This window comes from Actinomadura formosensis NBRC 14204, assembly GCF_001552155.1.
GTDB lineage: Bacteria > Actinomycetota > Actinomycetes > Streptosporangiales > Streptosporangiaceae > Spirillospora > Spirillospora formosensis.
Window position 1 is genome coordinate 1 of sequence record NZ_BCQQ01000131.1, and the last position, 19120, is coordinate 19120.

Consider the following 19120-nt stretch of genomic DNA (forward strand, 5'->3'; position numbering starts at 1 on the left):
ATGGGGCCGCCGCCGGCGCCGATGGGGCCGCCGCTCGGCGGTCCTGGGCCGCGCCCGATGGCCGGCTACGGGATGCCGCCCGGCGGCGCCGGGCCCAACTGGGCGCCCGTCCCGGCGATGCCGCCCGCCTCGCGCGGCGGCCCGGGCCTCGGGCTCCTCGCCGTCATCGCGCTGATCGTCGCGCTCGTGGCGGGCGCGGTCGGCGCCGGGATCGGCGTCATCGCGACCAACGACGACGACGGCGGCGGCTCGGTGAGCCTCGGCGGCAGCAACAGCAGCGACACCAAGGTGCAGGCCCGCCCACCGGACTCGGTCGCCGGCGTCGCGCAGCGGGTGCTGCCGAGCGTCGTCATGATCCGCGTGCAGTCCGCGCAGGGCGAGGTCGGCGGGACCGGCTTCATCGTCAACGGCGGCTACGTCGTCACCAACAACCACGTGGTGGCCGGTGCCGGCGGCGGGCAGATCCAGATCGTCTTCAACGACAAGAAGACGCTGCCCGCGACCGTGAAGGGCGCCGACCCGAGCTCGGACGTCGCGGTGCTCAAGCCGGAGGGCCAGCACTCGCTGCCGCCGCTGCCGGTCGGCGACTCCAGCAAGATCGCCGTCGGCGACCCGGTGATCGCGATCGGTTCCCCGCTCGGCCTGCAGGGCTCGGTCACCACCGGCATCGTCAGCTCGCTGAACCGGGCCGTGCCGACGCGGGGCGAGGGCGGCGCCGACGCGTCCTACCTCAACGCGATCCAGACCGACGCGGCGATCAACCCCGGCAACTCGGGCGGGCCGCTGGTGGACGCGCAGGGCCGCGTGATCGGCATCAACACCGCGATCGCGACGCTCGGCGGCCAGTCGCTGAACGGCGAGACGCAGAGCGGCAGCATCGGCCTCGGCTTCGCCATCCCGATCAACCAGGGCCAGCGGGTCGCCCAGGAGATCATCCGCACCGGTAGCGTCCGCAAGGCCAAGCTCGGCGTGCTGCCCGACCCCCGCTACCAGCAGGGCGGCGCCCGGATCATGCCGCAGCCGGTCAACGGGCAGGACCCGGTGACCAAGGGCGGCCCGGCCGACAAGGCGGGCCTCAAGCCCGGCGACGTGATCACCAAGGTGAACGACAAGCCGATCGAGGACGCCACCGACCTGATCGCGCAGATCCGCAGCCGCGCCCCCGGCGACCGGGTCACGATCACCTACGAGCGGAACGGCAAGGAGAGCACCGCCCAGGTGACGCTGGGCGCCGACTAAGCCGGCACGGATGTTCAGGCCGGGTTCATCCCGGCTGGGGATACGCTGAGGGGGACCGGCCCGCCAAGGGCCGGCCCCCTGGCTGCTTGTGGAGGACGGGTGTTCGACGTCGGACTCGGTGAGATGGCGGTGCTCGTCGTCCTCGCCCTGGTCATCTTCGGGGACAAGCTGCCGCAGGCCGCGGGGCAGGCGGGACGGATGCTGCGGCAGTTCCGCCAGATGGCCGACAGCGCCAAGGCGGACCTGCAGGAGGGGCTCGGGCCGGAGTTCAAGGACTTCGACATCAACGACCTCAACCCGAAGACGTTCGTCCGCAAGCACCTGCTGGAGGACGACGACACCTACCAGGCCAGGAACGGATCCGGCCTGTTCGACGACGAGCCGTCCCACACCCCGTCCTACGCCCCCACCCTCGACCACGGCGAACGCCCGCCCTTCGACACCGAGGCGACCTGAGCGCACACGAGAAAAGGCCCCGCTGGCGTCCGGCGGGGCCTTTCCCGTCGTGTGTCAGCGGCCCTTGGGGGTGATGCCGAGGGACATGCCGGCGAGGCCGCGGCTGCGGCCGGCGAGCCTGTCGGCGATGGTGCGCAGCTCCTTGGCGGCGCCGGCGTCGGGGTCGGCGAGCACCAGCGGGACGCCGTTGTCGCCGCCCTCGCGCAGGCGCGGGTCGATCTGCACCTGGCCGAGCATGGGCACGCGGGTGCCGAGCGTCCGCGTCAGCGCGTCCGCGACCGTCTGGCCGCCGCCCTCACCGAAGATGTGCTGCTGCTCGCCGCAGTGCGGGCACGCCAGGTACGACATGTTCTCGATGACGCCGACGACCTGCTGGTGGGTCTGCGCCGCGATCGCGCCGGCCCGCTCGGCGACCTCCGCGGCGGCCTGCTGCGGGGTCGTCACGACGAGGATCTCCGCGGACGGCAGCAACTGCGCGACGGAGATCGCGATGTCGCCGGTGCCCGGCGGCAGGTCCATCAGCAGGATGTCGAGGTCGCCCCAGTAGACGTCGGAGAGGAACTGCTGCAGCGCGCGGTGCAGCATCGGCCCGCGCCACACGACCGGCTGGTTCCCGGCGGTGAACATGCCGACCGAGATCACCTTCACCCCGTGCGCGGACGGCGGCATGATCATGTCTTCGACCTTGGTGGGCGCGCTGTCCACGCCCAGCATCCGCGGCACCGAGTGGCCGTAGATGTCGGCGTCCACGACGCCGACCTTGCGGCCCTGCGCGGCCAGCACGGCGGCCAGGTTGACGGTCACCGACGACTTGCCGACACCGCCCTTGCCGCTCGCCACCGCGTACACCTTGGTCAGCGAGTTCGGCTTGGCGAACGGGATCTCCTTGGCCGGCTGCCCGCCGCGCAGCTTGGTCTGCAGGTTCTTGCGCTGCTCCTCGCTCATCACGTCCAGCTCGACGTGCACCGAGGTGACGCCGTCGAGTTCGGAGACGGCCTCCGTGACGCGTTTGGTGATGGTGTCCTTCATCGGACATCCGGCCACGGTCAGGTAGACGCCGACGCGGACGGTGCCGTCCGCCTCGATGTCGATGTGCTTGACCATGTCGAGCTCGGTGATGGGCTTGTGGATCTCAGGATCGTTCACCGTGGCGAGAGCCTCGGTCACCCGCTCGGTCGTCAACTGGGAGGCCATACGCCCATGGTATGGACCCGAAGCCCTCACCTGCCAATCAGGGTGTCGGGCCTCACATGCCGGGTGCGTCTCCATCGCGCCCGGCACCGGCCCGCCGTACGATCGGTCCGTGACTAGCGGTACCCTCTCGGCCGCCGAGCTGGTCGTCTGGCGGACGATGCTGCGGGCGCAGGCGCGGATCTCCCGCCGCCTCCAGGCCGACCTGCTGGCCCGGCACGGCCTCGCGCTCGGCGCCTACGACGTCCTCACGCACCTCGGCGAGGTACCGGGCGGGCGGCTGCGGATGAACGACCTCGCCGACCGCGTCCTGCTGTCGCGCAGCGGCCTGACCAGGCTCGTCGACCGGATGCAGCGCGACGGGCTGGTGAGCAGGCAGTCCTGCGCGGACGACGCCCGCGGCCTGTACGCGGTCCTCACGGCCGCCGGGCGGGACCTGCTCGCCGCCGCCACCCCCACCTACCGGCAGGGTGTCCAGGACTACGTGCTCAGCCGCCTGGACGAGTCCGACCTGCGCGCCCTCGGACACATCCTGGACAAGCTCGCCGACGAGAAGATCCCCGCCTAGGGGAGGTGCTCCTTCGCGTCCTGTTCTTTGATGATCTGCTGGAGCTCGGAGCGCAGGAAGTCGCGGGTGACGACCTCGCTCAGCGCGATCCGCAGCCCGGCGATCTCCCGGGTCAGGTACTCGGTGTCGGCGATGCTGCGGTCGCTGCGGGTCCGGTCCTGCTCGTACTGGACGCGGTCCCGGTCGTCCTGCCGGTTCTGCGCGAGCAGGATCAGCGGTGCCGCGTAGGACGCCTGGAGCGACAGCATCAGCGTCAGGAAGATGAACGGGTACGGGTCGAACCGCAGGAACGGCGGGGCGAACACGTTCCAGCCGAGCCACACCGTGACGAACACGGTCATGTAGACGATGAAGCGGCCCGTCCCCAGGAACCGCGCGATCCGCTCCGACAGCCGTCCGAACGAGTCGGGGTCGTAGTGGATCCGGGGCAGCAGCGTGCGGCGGATCTCCCGCGGCTGGTCCAGGCGCGCGGTCATCGGGCGTGTCGTCATCATGTCGTCCCCCGCAGGGCTTCTTCCTCGGGATCGGCGGGCCACTCGGCGCTCGTGTCCATCGCGGTCTCCCGCCAGTCCTCGGGCAGCAGATGGTCGAGGACGTCGTCGATCGTCACCGAGCCGAGCAGATGCCCGTTCTCGTCCACGACGGCGCCCGCGACCAGGTTGTAGGTGGCCAGGTACCTCGCGACCCCTTGCAGCGACAGTGTGGGACGCAGCGGGTCCAGTTCCGTGTCCACGATGCCGCTGACGAGCGTCGGCGGCGGCTCGCGCAGCAGCCTCTGGAAGTGGACGGTGCCGAGGTAATGGCCGGTCGGTGTCGCGGTCGGCGGCCGGCACACGTACACCTGCGCGGCGAGTGCCGGGTTCAGGTCGGGCCGGCGGATCAGCGCGAGCGCCTCGGCGACCGTCGCGTCCGGCGGGACGACCAACGGATCGGTGGTCATCAGCCCGCCCGCCGAGTGGTCGGGGTAGGTGAGCAGCCTGCGCAAGGGCGCCGCCTCCCGCGGTTCCATCAGCGTCAGCAGCCGCTCCCGCTGCTCGGCCGGCAGCTCGCCGAGCAGGTCGGCGGCGTCGTCGGGGCCCATCGCCTCCAGCACGTCGGCGGCCCGGTCCACGTCCAGCTTGCCGAGGATCTCGATCTGGTCGTCCTCGGGCAGTTCCTCCAGGACGTCGGCGAGCCGCTCGTCGTCCAGCGCGACCGCGACCTCCGTGCGCCGCTTCTCCGGCAGCTCGTGGACGATGTTGGCGAGGTCGGCGGGTTTCATCCGCTCGAACGCGGCGATCAGCCCGGCGGCGCCCTGCCCGTGCTCGACGGCGGAGAACCCCTCGACGGCCTCCCAGTCGACGACCAGGCTCTCCCCGCGTTTGCGCAGGCCGCGTCCCGTCCGGCGGCGGACGGCGACCTTGGTGACCAGCCAGTCCCGGGTGCGGGTCGGCTCCATCGCCACGTCCACGACGGAGACCGGTTCGCCCGAGTCGCGCAACCGGACGGTCCGGTCCAGCACCTCGGCGATGACCAGCGTCTCCGACTCGCGTTTCTGGAACCTGCGCACGTTGAGCCGCCCGTCGAAGACGATCGCGTCCGCCTCGATCACCGTCACCCGCGTGATCGGCAGGAACACCGCACGCCGTGACGCGACCTCCACCACCAGCCCGAGCACCCGCGGCGGTCGCGGCACCAGCCGCAGCGCGACCACGACATCGCGGACCCTGCCGACCTGGTCACCGGCCGGATCGAACACCGCGACGCCCGCGAGCCGGGCGGTGAACACCCGTGTCGGAGCTCCACTCATGGCCAGGACAGTACCCATGATCGCTCCGCCAACCCGGACCCGGCATGTCACATCGGACTCTTCGGGCATCGCTGTCCGGGGGGACGCCCCCGCACCGCCCGCCGGGAACGCCGGTCATGTCACATCTCCTGCGCCGGTCTCGTCTAAGAGGGCATGAAAGGGTTGACGACGATGACGGACGTCTTCGAGGAGCACCGGAACCTGCTGTTCTCGGTGGCCTACCGCATGCTCGGCACGGTGGCCGACGCCGAGGACGCCGTGCAGGACGCCTGGCTGCGCTGGTCGTCGGGCGACCGGTCCGGCGTGGCCGAGCCCAAGGCGTATCTCGTCCGGATCACCACCAATGTCGCGCTCGACCGGCTGCGGTCGGCGCAGGCGCGGCGCGAGACGTACGTGGGGCCGTGGCTGCCGGAGCCGATGCTGACCTCCCCGGACATCGCCGAGGACGCCGAACTGTCGGAATCGGTGTCGATGGCGATGATGGTCGTCCTGGAGACGCTGAGCCCGCTCGAACGGGCCGTCTTCGTCCTCAAGGAGGTCTTCGGCTACCCCTACGCGGAGATCGCGCGGGCGCTGGACCGCTCGGAGGCGTCCGTGCGGCAGCTCGGCACCCGGGCCCGCAAGCACGTGGAGGCGCGGCGTCCCCGCTTCGAGGCCGGCGGCGCCGAGCGGCGCGCCGCGACCGAGCGGTTCCTGGACGCCATGCTCGGCGGCGACATCAACCGGCTCATGGAGGTCCTCGCCCCGGACGTCGCGCTGTGGACGGACGGCGGCGGCAAGGTCAAGGCGCCCCGCCGGGCGATCTTCGGCGCCGACAAGGTCGGCCGCTGGCTCGCCGCGGTCCACGGCCGCCCCTACAAGGGCGTCGAGCCCGCCGACATGGGCGTCCGGCGCGTCGACATCAACGGCGAACCCGCCCTCGTCCTGGACGGCCCGAACGGCCCGATCAGCACCATCACCGCGGACGTCGACGCCTCCGGCCGGGTCCTGGCCATCCACCTGGTCGCCAACCCGGACAAGCTCCGCTCCGTCTCCGAAGGCCGCCGGCTCCCGATGTGACCTACCGGTCGGCCTGCCGGCGTTTGCCGCCGAACATGCGCGGCGGCGCGCCGGCGGTCGTCGCCGGCGTCGGGACCGGGCGGACGGTCGCGTACCCGTCCTCCGCCTCCACGGTCTCGTCCGCCGGGGTCAGCCGGACGATCCACGACTCGGTCGTCCACCTGTCCACCTGGCCCTCGTGGGCGCGGGCGTTCAGGCGCTCCTTCGCGAGCAGCGGCGTCACGGCGTCCCACAGCTCGGAGCCGGGCCGCACCACCTCGGCGTCGGCGACGAAGGAGATGAGCCGCCCGCCCTTGTCCTTGCTGCGGATGATCACCGTCACGTGCGCGGACTCGGCCAGCCCCGGCAGCGGCTGCTCGCCCTCGCCGCCGGTCAGCACGTAGGCCGAGCCGTCGTACCACACATGCCAGGCGGCCCGCGGCTGCGGCAGGCCGGGCAGATCCAGCCACAGCAGGCCCGATTTCTTGGCCGCTTCCTCCACCAGCGCCCTGTTCAACCCCATATCCCGGAGGATCTCACACCCGAGTGGATAGCATCCGGCCATGCGTTCTCGACGTACCACCCTCGCGGTCCCGGGCAGCAGTCCACGCTTCATTGAGAAGGCGCAGGGCCTCCCGGCCGACGAGATCTTCCTCGACCTGGAGGACGCTGTGGCGCCGTCCGCCAAGGAGGACGCCCGCAAGACCGTCGTCGCCGCGCTCAACGACGGCGACTGGTCCGGCAAGACCAGGGTGGTGCGCGTCAACGACCTGGACACGCGCTGGGCCTACCGGGACGTGATCGAGGTCGTCGAGGGCGCCGGCGCGCGCCTGGACGCGATCATGCTGCCCAAGGTGGCGGACGCCACCCACGTCCAGTGGCTGGACCGGCTGCTGACCCAGATCGAGCGGGCGATGGGCCTGCCCGTCGGCGGCATCGGCATCGAGGCGCAGATCGAGGACGCCCGCGGCATGGTCCACGTCGACGCGATCGCCGCGTCCTCGCCCCGGCTGGAGGCCCTCGTCCTCGGACCGGGCGACCTCATGGCGTCCCTCAACATGAAGACCCTCGTCGTCGGTGAGCAGCCGCCCGGTTACACCGAGGGGGACGCCTACCACCACATCCTGATGCGCATCCTGATCGCCGCCCGCGCCAACGACCTGCAGGCCATCGACGGGCCCTACTTCAACATCCGCGACGTGGACGCCTTCACCCGCGTCGCGCAGCGCTCCGCCGCCCTCGGCTACGACGGCAAGTGGGTCCTGCACCCGTCCCAGATCGAGGCGGGGAACGCGGTGTTCTCCCCGTCCCAGGAGGACTACGACCGCGCCGAGCTGATCCTCGACGCCTACGACGACTCCCTCCGCTACGGCCGCGGCGCCGCCCGGCTCGACGACGAGATGATCGACGAGGCGTCCCGCAAGATGGCTCTCGTCATCGCCGCCAAGGGCCGCGCCGCCGGCCTGGCCCGCACGAAGCGCTTCGAACCGCCGGGGAACTGACGCACCCTACGATTCGTCCTGGTAAGCGACGGTTCACGGGGAGGGGTCAGCGGTGTCAGAACCAGCGGAGAGTAACGGCTGGACGCCCCCGGACCCGGGCCTCCCGCCGTCCGGCCCCGGCGGGCCGCACTCCCCGCGGCGGCCCGAAGAAGCGGCCCAGGCCGCAGATCGGCCCCGGCCGCCGAACCCGGCATGGCCGTCCGGTGACGGCCGGCCGTCCGACCCGGGCAATCCGTATGCTCCGCAGCAGCCCTCCGGATGGCCGCGGCAGTACGAGGGGTACGGGGTCGCGGCCGGACATGTGCCGGGGACGCCGTACTGGGAGGGGGCGCCGGGGTATCCGCAGGGGTGGGAACCCGGCCTTTACGGGGCGGGGCCCCCGGTCAAGCGGGCTCGGACGGTGGAACTTCCGGAGGGGCGGCCGTTCCACCAGGTGGCGCGCAATGAGGCGCACCGGTGGTGGCGGCCGCTGGTGGGGAGCCTGGCGATCCTCGTCATCGGGATGGGGCTGGCGATCCTGCTGATGCTCGTCGGGGCGATCGTCCAGGCGGTGGTCACCGGCGACGCCCCCGACACCGGGACGGGCGTCGACTCGATCTTCGGGAACAAGACGGCCGACCTCGCGTTCAACCTGGGCTCGCTCGCGCTGTTCCTGCCGGTGGCGCTGGGCGTGGCGTGGCTCGTCCAGCGGCGCCGGCCGGGCACGCTGTCGTCGGTCGAGGGACGGCTGCGGTGGCGCTGGATGCTGGTGTGCTCCGGCCTGGCGGTCCTGTTCTGCGTCGTGTCGTACGGGACGTCGATCGTGGCGGCCCTCGCGCTGGACGAGCAGTCGAGCGGTGCCGAGCACTGGGTCGGGTGGGGGAGATTCCTGGCCCCCGCGATCGTGATCGTCCTGCTGGTGCCGTTCCAGGCGGCGGCCGAGGAGTACGTCTTCCGCGGCTGGCTGCTCCAGGCCGTGGGCGCCTGCACGCTGGAGAACGCGAGGGGACGGGTCGGAAGAGCGTTCAGCACCGTGTTCCGCACGCCCTGGCCCGGCATCGTGGTCGGGTCCGCGCTGTTCACGGCCGGGCACGGCTACACCAGCTGGGGGATCCTCGACATCTTCCTGTTCGGCGCCATCGCGGCGTGGCTGGCCGTGCGGACGGGCGGGCTGGAGTCCAGCATCGCGCTGCACGTGTTCAACAACCTGATGGCGTTCCTCCTCCCGGCCGCGGTCGGCAAACTGGACATGGAGCAGGGCAGTGTGCCGTGGCAGGCCGTGGCCGCCGACGTGATCCCGATGCTCCTCTACGCGCTGGCGGTCGTCTGGCTCGCACGGCGCATGCGGCTCCGGAACGTCACGGCCGGGCACGACGCGCCGGCCGAGGCACCCGGGCCGGTCCCGGTGTCATAGGCCCGGTGTCATGGGCCCGCCGTCACAGCAGGCCCCACAGCGCGAGCGCGTCGAGGAGCCCCGGCGTGACCGGGAGGGCGCGGAGGTCGTCCGGGGCCGCCCAGCGCACGTCGGACGCGTCGTCGCCCGCGCGGAGCGTCCCCCCGGTCACGGTCGCCGTGTAGTCGTGGATCTCGTAGGTGGCGCCGTCCGGCCCGGGACGTTCGACGGTTCCGGCGAGGGCGCCGACGAGGACGTCGAGGCCGGTCTCCTCCTTGATCTCCCGTGCGACGGCCTCCGGATCGTTCTCGCCGGGCTCGACCCGCCCGCCCGGAATGGACCACAGGCCCTCCCCGGGCGGGCGCCCGCGCCGCACCAGGAGGAGGCGCCCGTCACCGTCGTGCACGATGCCGCCGACGCAACGTATTCGCATGACCCCATTTTGTCGCGCCTTTTCCAGGCGGCGGCCCCGCTGCCTTGACGATTCGGGATGTTGCCGCGCAGTGTGGAGTGTCATGAAGGCGGAGCCCACGTGCCCGCGCTGCGCGGGCCCTCTGCGCGCGCCGAGTCTCTGGTCCAGCGACTGGAACTGCGACGTGCACGGCGCCGTACTGCCGAGGCAGCCGTCCAAGCGGCCGGGACCGGACGGGCTGGCCGCCGTGCTGCGCGACGCGAAGATCCCCGTCTGGACGCCCTGGCCCCTTCCCCCTGCCTGGCTCATCACGGGATTCGCCGCGGTCGGAGACGAACGCTCGGGCGCGCGGGCGACGGCCGTCGCGCTGTCCGGGCCGGGGCTGCTGCACGGCCCCGCCGACATGGTGCTGATCGCCGAGGAGCCGGGAATCGGGCTCGGCGCTCACTATGCCGGTCTTGACGGGGCCGATCCCGGCGAGGGGTTCGACCGGAGCCCCCCGCACGTGAAGCTCGACGTCAGCGGGCCGTCCGGGGCCTGCGGGCATTCCGTCTCCCTGTGGGCGGTCGGCACCGAACCCGACCGCGCCGTGTACGTCGGCGAGGCGATGGGCAACTGGCTGTGGGTGGTGCTGTGGCCCGCCGAGGCCGGAGTCCTCATGCTGGAGAGCCAGAAACTCCTCGACCTGCGCGAACCGGGCATGGAGCTCGATCTCCCCTACGGCGCCCACAGCCCGCGGCTCGACGACTGATGCGGATCGACCTGCACAGTCACAGTGACGTGTCCGACGGCACCCGGCCGCCCGCCGAGGTCGTCCGGCGGGCACGGGCGAACGGCCTGGACGTCCTCGCGCTGACCGACCACGACACCGTCGCCGGATGGGACGAGGCCACCGCCGCGCTCCCGGACGGCCTGACGCTCGTCCCCGGCATCGAGCTGTCGTGCCGGCAGGACGGCCGCAGCCTGCACATGCTCGGCTACCTGTTCGACCCGGAGCATCCGCCGCTCGCCGCCGAACTGGTCCGCATCCGCGGCGACCGCGTGATCAGGGCGCAGGGCATGGTGGACCGGCTCCGCGACCTCGGCGTGCAGGTCGGCTGGGACACGGTCCGCGCGCTGGCGAAGGGGGAGGCGGTCGGACGTCCGCACATCGCGCGCGCCATGGTGGCGGCCGGCGCGATCACGACACCGGACGAGGCGTTCACGCCCCGGTGGATCGCGCAGGGCGGCCGCGCCTACGTCGAGCGGTACGCGCTGGACCCGGTGCGGGCGATCCGGCTCGTCCGGGAGGCCGGGGGAGTGTGCGTGCTGGCGCACCCGCGGGCGCGGCGCCGCGGATACGTGTTCGAGGACGGGGTGATCGAGCGGCTCGCCGCCGCCGGGCTCGCCGGGATCGAGGTCGACCACCCCGACCACGCCCCCGAGGACCGCGCTCACCTACGCGACCTGGCCGCCGCGCTCGGCCTCGCCGCGACCGGGTCCAGCGACGACCACGGGGCGCTGACCGGCGACCGGCTCGGCGCCGAGACGACCGCGCCGGACGCCTTCGAGCGGCTCGCGGAGGCCGCGTCCGGCGGTGATCTCCGTGTGCCGGATCGGGGCCGCGAAGCACGGTAGGGTGCGTTGCGTGGACGCGCGCATCGAACAGGTGGTGACGTCGGGGACGCTCGCCCTGGACGACACCGAGTACGACGTCGAGAACAACACCTACATCGTCGGTGACGACGACGAGGTCATCGTGATCGACCCGGCGTACGACGCCGAGACCATCCTCAATGAGGTCGGCGACCGCGAGGTCATGGCCGTCATCCTGACCGACGGCAACGAGCACCACCTCAGCGTGGTGCTGGAGGTCGCCGCCGCCGGTGAGGAGGACGAGGACGACTGGGCCCCGATCGCTTTGCACCGCGCCGACCGGCTGCTGTGGCGCGACTACTTCGGCCGCCTCGCCAAGGAGGAAGAGGACGAGGACGACGCCAAGGCGCTTCGCTCCCTCGAACCCGACATCTGGCTGGAGGACGGCGGCGTCTTCGAGATCGCCGGGGCCCAGCTGGAGATCGTGCACACCCCGGGCCACACGCCCGGCGCCGTCTGCGTGATCAGCGAGCAGCTCGGCCTGCTGTTCTCCGGCGACACCCTGCACCGCGGCCGTCCCGGCTCGGTCGGCGGCGTCTACGAGGACCTGCGGGCGCAGCTCAACTCGATCGGCGCGCTGCTGACCCCGCTGCCGAAGGACCTGCGGATCCTGCCCGCCCAGGGCGAGGAGACCACGGTCGGCGACGAGGACGCCCGCTGGGAGACCTGGGGCTCGCTGGCCCAGGAGAGCGACGACTGACCGATGCCCGGAGCGGAGCAGTTGGGCTTTGACGGGATGCCCCGGCGGCTGTACGCGTGCACGCCGTCGCGGCTGAACACGTGGCTGGACTGCCCGCGCCGCTACCGGATGACGTACCTCGATCGTCCGATGCCGCCGAAGGGGCCGCGGTGGGCGCACAACAGCGTCGGCGTGAGCGTGCACAACGCGCTCGCCGGCTGGTGGCGGCTGCCCGCCGGTGAACGCACCCCGGAGGCCGCCGGGCGGCTGCTGGTCCGGGGCTGGCTGACGGACGGTTTCCGCGACGAGGCCCAGTCGGCCGAGTGGCGTGAACGGGCCCGGGAGATGACCGAACGGTACGTCGCGGGCCTCGATCCGTCCGACGAGCCGATCGGCGTCGAACGCACGGTCGCGACCCGCACCGACCGGATCGCCGTGTCGGGACGCATCGACCGGCTGGACGCCCGCGGTTCCGAACTCGTCGTCGTCGACTACAAGACGGGCCGGCACGTCCTCACCGCCGACGACGCCCGGGGCTCCCTCGCTCTGGCGATCTACGCGGTGGCGGCGGCCCGCGTCCTGCGCCGCCCGTGTCACCGGGTCGAGCTGCACCACCTGCCGTCCGGCGAGGTCGCGGTGTGGGAGCACACCGACGAGTCGCTGGCCCGCCACCTGCGCCGCGCCGAGCAGATCGCCGCCGAGGCCGCCGCCGCGGACGAGGCGTACCGGGGCGGCACGGGCGAGGAGCTGTTCCCGCCGCGTCCGGGCAACCTGTGCTCGTGGTGCGACTTCGCCCGCCACTGCCCCGAAGGCCGGGAGGCGGCCCCCCGCAAGGAACCCTGGGCGGCCCTCGTCCCCTAGGACGGCGTGGGGGCCTTCCTCGCGGGCCACCGGCGCGGGTCCCGGAGCCCGTACAGGCCCCTGCTCAGGTCGTAGCCGTCGGCGGCGAGCCGCTGCCGGGCGCGTTCCAGCATGTCGCGGGTGTTCTTGGCGAACGCGTAGTCGTGCAGCCGCTCGGGCATCGAGTTCATCGCGAGCCGGAACGACTTGAGCGCCGCCGTCGCCGCCGGCCGCGGTACTTCGGGCAGCGCCCCGTACATCCTGCGGGCCCAGTCCGGCAGCGAGTAGTAGCAGAGCGCACCGAACGGGAAGTATCCCGGCTTTCCGGGCGTGAGGAACCTCAGGTTCTCCGGCATCGCCGGCCACATCAGGAACCTGACCGTGGCCGCCGCCTCTTCGGTGACGCGCAGCCGGGGCCGCATCTCGGCGAAGTAGGCCTCCATCTCGGCGACGCTCCCGGGGACGTCCTCGGCGTGGAGCCCCACATACGTCGCGGTGTGGCGCTGCTCGTCCAGGTACTTGTCGGCCATGGCGCCGGTGAGCGGCAGCCCGGCTCGCCGCGCCACCTCCAGGTAGGAGTAGACCTCCGCGCAGTGCACCCACAGCAGCAGCTCCGGCTGGTCGAGCCGCTCCTTCTTGCCGGTGTCGTGGTTCAGGATGCGCAGGCTCCGGTGGATCTGCCGGACGCGGTAGGCCAGCTCGTCGATCTCCTCGTGCGATCCGAACGTGGCCATGCCCACGAAGTCGGCGGTGCGCTGGAGCCGCCCGAAGGGATCCTCCTGGAAGTTGGAGTTCTGCCACACACCCCACATCGCCATGGGGTGCAACGCCTGGAGCATGAGGCCGCGCACCCCGCCGACCCACATGGACCGGTCGATGTGCACACGCCACGTGACACTCTCGGGTGGCTGGACGGTCGCCGACATACACACCTCCGCGCGACAAACTGCGGTAAGTGTGTCATTACACGGAGATGCCCGCGACACCGCCCCCCACCTGCCGGGCGAGGCCCGGAGCTCTCAGAGCCCCGGGCCTCGCCCGGCATCCCCGGCGGATCCCGGGTTCACAGTGAATCGTCCCGCACGACCTCCAGATTCAGGAACCGCGGATCGTCACTGCACAACGCCCGGATCTCCTCGGCGATGCGCCGGGTCTCGGGCAGGTCGCTGTTCCGCATCGCCGCGTCGTAGGACGGGAACTCGACGATGTCCACGAAGTGGGACGGGCGGTCGCGGTCCCGGGTGTGCATTTCGTGCGTCGCTGTGCGCTTGCCCTCGGTCGCGGTCGTCCACTCGTCGAACAGCCGGTCCAGCTCCTCCCGGCGGTCGGTCTCGTACTCGATGATCTGCACGAAGCTCATGTGTCTCACCCCTGGGCTGTCGCCTGCTCGTCCTTGAGGAGGTCGCGGATCTCCTTTCGCAGTTCCGGCGTGTCAGTGTGCCCGTGCACCGAGGCCGCGTGCTCGGCGGCGGCGCGGACGACCTCGTCCTCCTCGCCGCTGATGGTGAGCGTGCAGCCCGACTCGCTCGGCATGTCCCTGCAGTCGGCCACCTTGCGCATGGTTCCCCCAGGCAACGTTCCCGCCGCACCACCACATCCGGCACTTCAATCGTGACATATGCCCACGTCAGCGTGAAGACGTGTGCTCACCCGACACGGGGCCGATGTCGCGGTTTCCACGTCCACCTCCGGGATGTGGTGCTCAAGGAGGAGGCGGGCGTAGGGCTCGCACTGGACGAGGTCCGGCATGACCCCACCACAAGGTTCGGTGCGTGGCTTTGTGGTCGCTTACCGTTAGCTGAAGGTGTGTTCCGTGTCGTTCCAGAAGGTGCGAAGGGCGGTGGCGGTGGTTTCGGGGGCGTCCCAGGCGGGGGAGTGCGCGGCGCTGGGAATGACGACCTTGGACGCGTTGAGGCGCTCGGCCATCACGGCCTGGACATCGGGTTCCCAGACGTCGTCGTCCTCGCCGTACAGGACGAGGGTGCGCAGGCCGGAGTCGGCGCAGTGCTTGGCGAGTTCGTCGACGCGGTCCGGGGCGGTGAGGATCTCATCCGCCATGCAGGCGAGGCCCTGCTCGGAGTTGCCGAGCGTGCGGGCCTTGAGGAATGCGATGATCTCGCGCTGGACGCCGCGGCCCGTGTAGTCGGGTTCGAGGGCGAGCATCCAGATCTGCTCCATGCCGAGCTCGGGAATGGCGTCGCGGAGGGCGCGGGCCTTGGCGGCGGCCTGGCCGGTGACGGCGGACGGGCCGGAGCTCATCAGCGTGAGCGAGGCGGGAAGCGCTCCGGACAGGACGGTCTCGCGGCACACCAGGCCGCCGAACGAGTGGCCGACCAGGTGGACGGGGTCGGGGCCGAGGACGTCCAAGAGGGCCGCCATGTCCTCGCCCAGGGCGGCACGGGTGTAGGCGGACGCGTCGTCCGGCCCGATCGACTCGTACTGGCCGCGCATGTCGACGGCGATGACGCGGCGGCCGGACGCGGCCAGGGTCTGCATGACGGCGAGGAAGTCCTCCTTGCTGCCGGTCAGGCCCGGGACCAGCAGCGCGGGAAAGCGTTCGGGCACGCCCGAGCCCGGGAGGGCCTCCAGGGCGGCGAAGGGGCCGCGGGAGGTCTCGATGGTCGTACGGCTCGCGCCGGGGGGCAGACTCAGAAACCGGGGCGTACTCACAGGGAACCAGCCTAGTCAACGGACATCAGTGAAAAAGTTTCGGTGGTAGCGTCACCAGCGTGCCTTCCAAGCCGGCCATCTCCGCGCACCGCCGGGACGAGGCGGGCCTCACCGGGCTCCGTGAGGCCGCCGAGTCGGGTGCCGAGTACGTAGAGATCGACATCAGGCGGACCGGTGACGGACGCCTCGTCGTGCACCACGACCCGCAGGTCGGCGGGCTCCGCCTGAACCGGCTGCCCTACGCGCGCGTCCAGGACCTCGCGCCCCGGCCCGTCCCGCTGGTCAGCGAGGCCATGGAGATCATCGCGGGCCGCGCCATGGGCCATCTCGACCTCAAGGAGCGCGGCTGCGAGCACGAGACCGTCGCGCTGGCCGTCGAGGCGTTCGGCCGGGACGGCTTCGTCGTCACCACCCGCGAGGTCAGCTCGCTGTTCGAGATCAAAAAGAGCTTCCCGGGGGTGCGGACGGCACTGTCGGTGGGACGCAACCTGTGGGAACGCGGTGTCGCGCACGACTTCGCGCCGCTGCGTCTCGTCCACCGCGCGGGCGCCGACATGGTCGCACTCAACCACCGGCTCGCCCGCGTCGGCGTCCTGCGGCAGTGCGGTCGCGCCGGGATACCCGCCATGATCTGGACGGTCAACGCCGAGCCGATCATGCGGCGCTTCCTCGGTGACCCGCGCGTCGCCGTCCTCATCACCGACCACCCCGGGACCGCCCTGAAACTCCGGGACCAGCGTTAGCCGCGGCCCCGTCACGGCGCAGGTAATCCGCACGCCGCCGCCACGGTCATGTCATGCCCGTGACGGCGTATGCGGGGTCACCTGCGCCCGCGGGGCGCCCGGCCCATGGGGATCAGGCCGTTTCGGCGGTTTCGGCCGCGGTGCCGGTCGTGGGCTTGCCGGCGCGGGTGCGGCGGCGGGTCCGGCTGCGCTTGCGCTCGGTGGCGACCGCGTCGACGACGCTCGCGTCCGCGGCGGCCTCGGCCTCCGTCGCGGTCGCCTCGACGGGCTTGCCGGCGCGGGTGCGGCTGCGGCTGCGGCGGCGCGGCCGGGGACGTTCCCGGTCCCGGTCCCGGTCCCGGTCCCGGTCTCGGTCGCGGACGTGGCTGCGGGCCTTGCCGGTCTCGCCGATGTCCTCCAGTTCCTCGGCGTCCAGCCCGGCGCGGCCGTGCCGCTGCTCCTTCGGCAGCGTCCCCTTCGTGCCCTCGGGGATGCCGAGCGTCGCGAAGAAGTGCGGGGACGTCGAGTAGGTCTCCTCCGGGTCGCCGAACGGCAGGTCGAGCGTGCCGTTGATCAGCTTCCACCGGGTGAGGTCGGACCAGTCGACCAGCGTGACCGCGACGCCCCTCTTGCCCGCGCGGCCGGTCCGGCCGATGCGGTGCACGTAGGTGTCGGCGCTGTCGGGGCACTCGTAGTTGACGACGTGGGTGACGTCGTCGACGTCGAGGCCGCGGGCCGCCACGTCGGTGGCCACCAGCACGCCGATCTTGCCGCTGCGGAACGCGCGCAGTGCCCGCTCGCGCTGGCTCTGGCCGAGGTCGCCGTGGACGGCGGCGGCGTCGAAGCCGCGCTGGGACAGGTCGGCGGCCACCCGGTCGCAGGCCCGCTTGGTCTGGCAGAAGACCATGGTCAGCCCGCGGTCCTCCGCCTGCAGGAGACGGGCCAGCATCTCCGGCTTGTCCATCTGGTGGGCCTGGAAGACGTGCTGGACGACCTGCGGCGTCGCGTCCGACTCGGTGGGCGACTCGGCCCGCACGTTGGTCGGGCGGGTCAGGTACCGGCGCGACAGCGCGACGATCTCGCCCGGCATCGTGGCCGAGAACAGCATCGTCTGGCGCTGCGCCGGGATCCGCTCGATGATCCGCTCGATGTCGGGCAGGAAGCCGAGGTCGAGCATGCGGTCCGCCTCGTCCAGCACCAGCACGCCGATCTTGGACAGGTCGAGGTGCTTCTGCTTCACGAGGTCGAGGAGCCGGCCCGGGGTGCCGACGACGACGTCGACGCCCTCCCGGAGCGCGCTGATCTGCGGTTCGTAGGCGCGCCCGCCGTACACCGACAGGACGCGGGTACCGAGCTTGCCGCCGGCGACGAGGAGGTCGTCGGTGACCTGGAGGGCCAGTTCGCGGGTCGGCGCGACGACGAGCGCGCGCGGCTTCTTGCCGCCGTGCTCGATGCGCTGCAGCAGCGCGGCGCCGAACGCGAGGGTCTTGCCGGTGCCCGTGCGGGCCTGGCCGATGATGTCGTGCCCGCCCAGTGCGATCGGCAGGGCGAGTTCCTGGATGGGGAACGCTTCGACGATGCCCTCTGCTTCAAGGGCGTCTGCTATCTCGGGGACGACCCCAAGTTCACGAAAGGTAGTCAGGGCTTTCAGCCTCCAATATGCGGGGTCTCCGCTCCCGGGTGCGGCGCGGCTCGCCGACGTGACTCCGTCCTTGCGGACGTGTCCGCCGTTCCAGTGGCCGCGCGCTCGCGCGGGAGGGACCAGCCGTTGCTCAAATCTCTCGGCGACCGCAGTCAGGGGTTGAAAGCAGTCACTCACTGTGGCTGCGTGCGGTCACACTCCGCGACGCAGTGTACCGACCGTCCGTTGCATACACCAACAGCGATCACTGCACCTAACGTTTCCACGGTTTCGTCTATTCCATGCCCCGTCCGCCAGGCATTATCCGCCGCGGGCGGAGATGCTCCCCGCCACCAGGCCGGGCCCGCCCGGTCGGCCACATCCGGACAGCCCGCGCCCGGACGAGCGGCGGCCGCCACGATGAGCGCGCAGAGTTAGCTCATGAGCGATCCGTCCCCCGCCGAAACGCCGCCGTGGAGCGTCGAGGGCTTCACCGAAGTCCGCGAACTGGGGGCGGGCGCGCAGGGCCGGGTGGTGCTGGCCCGGCACACCGGCTCCGGCACCCCGGTGGCGATCAAGTACCTGAACCGGCGGGACGGGGACGAGCGCGCGATCGAGTCGCTGCGCGCCGAGGCGGTGATGCTCGGCCGGGTGGCCGACCCGCACGTCGTCCGGCTGTACCGGTTCGCGAGCGCCGGGCGAGGGGTCGCCCTCGTCATGGAGGCGGTGAACGGGGTCTCGCTCAAGCGGATCCTGGCCGAGCACGGCGCCCTGGAGCCGGAGGCGGCGCTCACCGTGCTGAAAGGGTCGCTGCTCGGGCTCGCCGCCGCGCACCGGGCCGGCGTGGTGCACCGCGACTACAAGCCCGCGAACGTCGTCGTCCGGGCGGACGGGCTGAGCAAGCTGATCGACTTCGGTGTCGCCGCGCTCGCCGGGGACGGCGGCGGGTCGGGCACCCCCGCCTACATGGCCCCGGAGCAGTGGGAGCGGCGTCCCGCCTCCCCGGCCACCGACGTGTACGCCGCGACCTGCGTGTTCTACGAGTGCATCACCGGGAGGCGACCCTACGCCGGCGACCTGGCCGCACTCGCGGGCGCCCACCTGCGCGCGCCCGTCCCGGTGGACGAGGTACCGGAGGCGCTGCGCGACCTGGTGGCGCGGGGCATGGCCAAGTCCGCCGACGACCGCCCGGCCGGTGCCGCCGGCTTCGTCGCCGAACTCGACGCCGTCGCGTCCTCGGTCTACGGGGCGGACTGGGAGGGGCGCGGCGTGCGGGCGATGGCGGGCGCGGCGGTGGCTCTCGCCGCCGTCTTCCCGCTGGTGGCCGCGGGTCTGGCCCCCGCCGGCGCCGCCGCGGGTGGCGCGGCCGCGGGTGGCGCCGTCGGC

At 72.1% G+C, this 19120-nt stretch carries 22 protein-coding genes; 12 read left to right on the plus strand and 10 right to left on the minus strand.

The window, feature by feature from the left end; translation table 11 throughout:
- On the plus strand, nt 1-1239 hold a 1239-nt coding region (locus AF1_RS26740), incomplete at its 5' end, for a S1C family serine protease (RefSeq protein WP_067805107.1).
- A 99-nt stretch (nt 1240-1338) separates the two neighbouring features.
- Nucleotides 1339-1695, plus strand: a complete 357-nt coding sequence (locus AF1_RS26745; protein WP_067805111.1) for a sec-independent translocase — start codon at nt 1339-1341, stop codon at nt 1693-1695.
- Between the two features lie 54 nt (nt 1696-1749).
- On the opposite strand, the gene AF1_RS26750 is transcribed toward AF1_RS26745, so the two are convergent.
- A complete protein-coding gene (locus tag AF1_RS26750; protein WP_067805114.1) occupies nt 1750-2889 on the minus strand; it encodes an Mrp/NBP35 family ATP-binding protein in 1140 nt (379 codons plus the stop codon).
- A gap of 109 nt (nt 2890-2998) precedes the next feature.
- Between AF1_RS26750 and AF1_RS26755 the strand changes: the two genes are divergently transcribed.
- On the plus strand, nt 2999-3454 hold the full coding sequence (locus AF1_RS26755; RefSeq protein WP_084263372.1) for a MarR family winged helix-turn-helix transcriptional regulator: 456 nt from the start codon (nt 2999-3001) through the stop codon (nt 3452-3454).
- On the opposite strand, the gene AF1_RS26760 is transcribed toward AF1_RS26755, so the two are convergent.
- Entirely contained in the window at nt 3451-3930 is a 480-nt protein-coding gene (locus tag AF1_RS26760; RefSeq protein WP_207394226.1) for a DUF1003 domain-containing protein, read from the minus strand. The genes AF1_RS26755 and AF1_RS26760 overlap by 4 nt on opposite strands.
- Before the next feature lie 14 nt (nt 3931-3944).
- A complete protein-coding gene (locus AF1_RS26765; protein WP_067805120.1) occupies nt 3945-5243 on the minus strand; it encodes a magnesium transporter MgtE N-terminal domain-containing protein in 1299 nt (432 codons plus the stop codon).
- Between the two features lie 153 nt (nt 5244-5396).
- Between AF1_RS26765 and AF1_RS26770 the strand changes: the two genes are divergently transcribed.
- A complete protein-coding gene (locus AF1_RS26770; protein ID WP_067805122.1) occupies nt 5397-6302 on the plus strand; it encodes an RNA polymerase sigma-70 factor in 906 nt (301 codons plus the stop codon).
- 1 nt (nt 6303) lies between these two features.
- Here AF1_RS26770 and AF1_RS26775 read toward each other — a convergent pair whose 3' ends face one another.
- Nucleotides 6304-6804: a hypothetical protein gene (locus AF1_RS26775; protein WP_067805125.1), complete on the minus strand. Its 501-nt coding sequence runs from the start codon at nt 6802-6804 to the stop codon at nt 6304-6306.
- Between the two features lie 40 nt (nt 6805-6844).
- Between AF1_RS26775 and AF1_RS26780 the strand changes: the two genes are divergently transcribed.
- A complete protein-coding gene (locus AF1_RS26780; protein WP_067805129.1) occupies nt 6845-7783 on the plus strand; it encodes an HpcH/HpaI aldolase/citrate lyase family protein in 939 nt (312 codons plus the stop codon).
- 400 nt (nt 7784-8183) lie between these two features.
- Nucleotides 8184-9176, plus strand: a complete 993-nt coding sequence (locus AF1_RS26785) for a CPBP family intramembrane glutamic endopeptidase (RefSeq protein WP_131732998.1) — start codon at nt 8184-8186, stop codon at nt 9174-9176.
- Between the two features lie 22 nt (nt 9177-9198).
- On the opposite strand, the gene AF1_RS26790 is transcribed toward AF1_RS26785, so the two are convergent.
- On the minus strand, nt 9199-9588 hold the full coding sequence (locus tag AF1_RS26790) for an NUDIX hydrolase (RefSeq protein ID WP_067805136.1): 390 nt from the start codon (nt 9586-9588) through the stop codon (nt 9199-9201).
- An 82-nt stretch (nt 9589-9670) separates the two neighbouring features.
- Between AF1_RS26790 and AF1_RS26795 the strand changes: the two genes are divergently transcribed.
- Genes AF1_RS26795 through AF1_RS26810 form a run of 4 tightly spaced genes read left to right on the plus strand, consistent with a single transcriptional unit; the run spans nt 9671 to nt 12742 of the window.
- The gene (locus AF1_RS26795; protein WP_067805139.1) at nt 9671-10318 is read left to right on the plus strand and encodes a DUF6758 family protein; all 648 of its coding nucleotides are present in this window, start codon (nt 9671-9673) and stop codon (nt 10316-10318) included.
- Nucleotides 10318-11184, plus strand: a complete 867-nt coding sequence (locus AF1_RS26800) for a PHP domain-containing protein (RefSeq protein WP_067805142.1) — start codon at nt 10318-10320, stop codon at nt 11182-11184. The genes AF1_RS26795 and AF1_RS26800 overlap by 1 nt, the downstream gene beginning before the upstream one ends.
- 10 nt (nt 11185-11194) lie before the next feature.
- Complete coding sequence (locus tag AF1_RS26805) at nt 11195-11902, plus strand: MBL fold metallo-hydrolase (RefSeq protein WP_067805145.1); 708 nt, start codon at nt 11195-11197, stop codon at nt 11900-11902.
- Nucleotides 11903-11905: 3 nt separating this feature from the next.
- A complete protein-coding gene (locus AF1_RS26810; RefSeq protein ID WP_067805148.1) occupies nt 11906-12742 on the plus strand; it encodes a RecB family exonuclease in 837 nt (278 codons plus the stop codon).
- Here AF1_RS26810 and AF1_RS26815 read toward each other — a convergent pair.
- The 4 genes from AF1_RS26815 to AF1_RS26830 form a co-directional block, all read right to left on the minus strand.
- Nucleotides 12739-13647 carry an oxygenase MpaB family protein gene (locus AF1_RS26815; RefSeq protein WP_067805152.1) on the minus strand — a complete coding sequence of 303 codons (909 nt, stop codon included), beginning with the start codon at nt 13645-13647 and terminating at the stop codon, nt 12739-12741. The genes AF1_RS26810 and AF1_RS26815 overlap by 4 nt on opposite strands.
- Before the next feature lie 137 nt (nt 13648-13784).
- Nucleotides 13785-14081: a hypothetical protein gene (locus AF1_RS26820; RefSeq protein WP_067805155.1), complete on the minus strand. Its 297-nt coding sequence runs from the start codon at nt 14079-14081 to the stop codon at nt 13785-13787.
- Between the two features lie 5 nt (nt 14082-14086).
- Nucleotides 14087-14272: a DUF1059 domain-containing protein gene (locus AF1_RS26825; RefSeq protein WP_217999850.1), complete on the minus strand. Its 186-nt coding sequence runs from the start codon at nt 14270-14272 to the stop codon at nt 14087-14089.
- A 243-nt stretch (nt 14273-14515) separates the two neighbouring features.
- Nucleotides 14516-15391 (minus strand): alpha/beta fold hydrolase, encoded by an 876-nt coding sequence (locus AF1_RS26830; RefSeq protein WP_067805162.1) that lies wholly within the window; start codon nt 15389-15391, stop codon nt 14516-14518.
- Between the two features lie 59 nt (nt 15392-15450).
- Here AF1_RS26830 and AF1_RS26835 point away from each other — a divergent pair, with 59 nt between their 5' ends.
- Nucleotides 15451-16134 carry a glycerophosphodiester phosphodiesterase gene (locus tag AF1_RS26835; RefSeq protein ID WP_067805167.1) on the plus strand — a complete coding sequence of 228 codons (684 nt, stop codon included), beginning with the start codon at nt 15451-15453 and terminating at the stop codon, nt 16132-16134.
- A 112-nt stretch (nt 16135-16246) separates the two neighbouring features.
- Here AF1_RS26835 and AF1_RS26840 read toward each other — a convergent pair whose 3' ends face one another.
- Nucleotides 16247-17719 carry a DEAD/DEAH box helicase gene (locus AF1_RS26840; protein ID WP_242609034.1) on the minus strand — a complete coding sequence of 491 codons (1473 nt, stop codon included), beginning with the start codon at nt 17717-17719 and terminating at the stop codon, nt 16247-16249.
- Nucleotides 17720-18175: 456 nt separating this feature from the next.
- On the opposite strand from AF1_RS26840, the gene AF1_RS26845 reads away from it, so the two are divergent.
- On the plus strand, nt 18176-19120 hold a 945-nt coding region (locus tag AF1_RS26845; protein WP_157419303.1), incomplete at its 3' end, for a serine/threonine-protein kinase.

What these genes read in the sequence shown, in the direction of transcription:
- AF1_RS26765 (WP_067805120.1), bottom strand. Translation starts at nt 5,243, where the DNA reads ATGAGTGGAGCTCCGACACGGGTGTTCACCGCCCGGCTCGCGGGCGTC.
- AF1_RS26760 (WP_207394226.1), bottom strand. Translation starts at nt 3,930, where the DNA reads ATGACCGCGCGCCTGGACCAGCCGCGGGAGATCCGCCGCACGCTGCTG.
- AF1_RS26750 (WP_067805114.1), bottom strand. Translation starts at nt 2,889, where the DNA reads ATGGCCTCCCAGTTGACGACCGAGCGGGTGACCGAGGCTCTCGCCACG.
- AF1_RS26775 (WP_067805125.1), bottom strand. Translation starts at nt 6,804, where the DNA reads ATGGGGTTGAACAGGGCGCTGGTGGAGGAAGCGGCCAAGAAATCGGGC.
- AF1_RS26810 (WP_067805148.1), top strand. Translation starts at nt 11,906, where the DNA reads ATGCCCGGAGCGGAGCAGTTGGGCTTTGACGGGATGCCCCGGCGGCTG.
- AF1_RS26790 (WP_067805136.1), bottom strand. Translation starts at nt 9,588, where the DNA reads ATGCGAATACGTTGCGTCGGCGGCATCGTGCACGACGGTGACGGGCGC.
- AF1_RS26820 (WP_067805155.1), bottom strand. Translation starts at nt 14,081, where the DNA reads ATGAGCTTCGTGCAGATCATCGAGTACGAGACCGACCGCCGGGAGGAG.
- AF1_RS26800 (WP_067805142.1), top strand. Translation starts at nt 10,318, where the DNA reads ATGCGGATCGACCTGCACAGTCACAGTGACGTGTCCGACGGCACCCGG.
- AF1_RS26815 (WP_067805152.1), bottom strand. Translation starts at nt 13,647, where the DNA reads ATGTCGGCGACCGTCCAGCCACCCGAGAGTGTCACGTGGCGTGTGCAC.
- AF1_RS26795 (WP_067805139.1), top strand. Translation starts at nt 9,671, where the DNA reads ATGAAGGCGGAGCCCACGTGCCCGCGCTGCGCGGGCCCTCTGCGCGCG.
- AF1_RS26770 (WP_067805122.1), top strand. Translation starts at nt 5,397, where the DNA reads ATGAAAGGGTTGACGACGATGACGGACGTCTTCGAGGAGCACCGGAAC.
- AF1_RS26780 (WP_067805129.1), top strand. Translation starts at nt 6,845, where the DNA reads ATGCGTTCTCGACGTACCACCCTCGCGGTCCCGGGCAGCAGTCCACGC.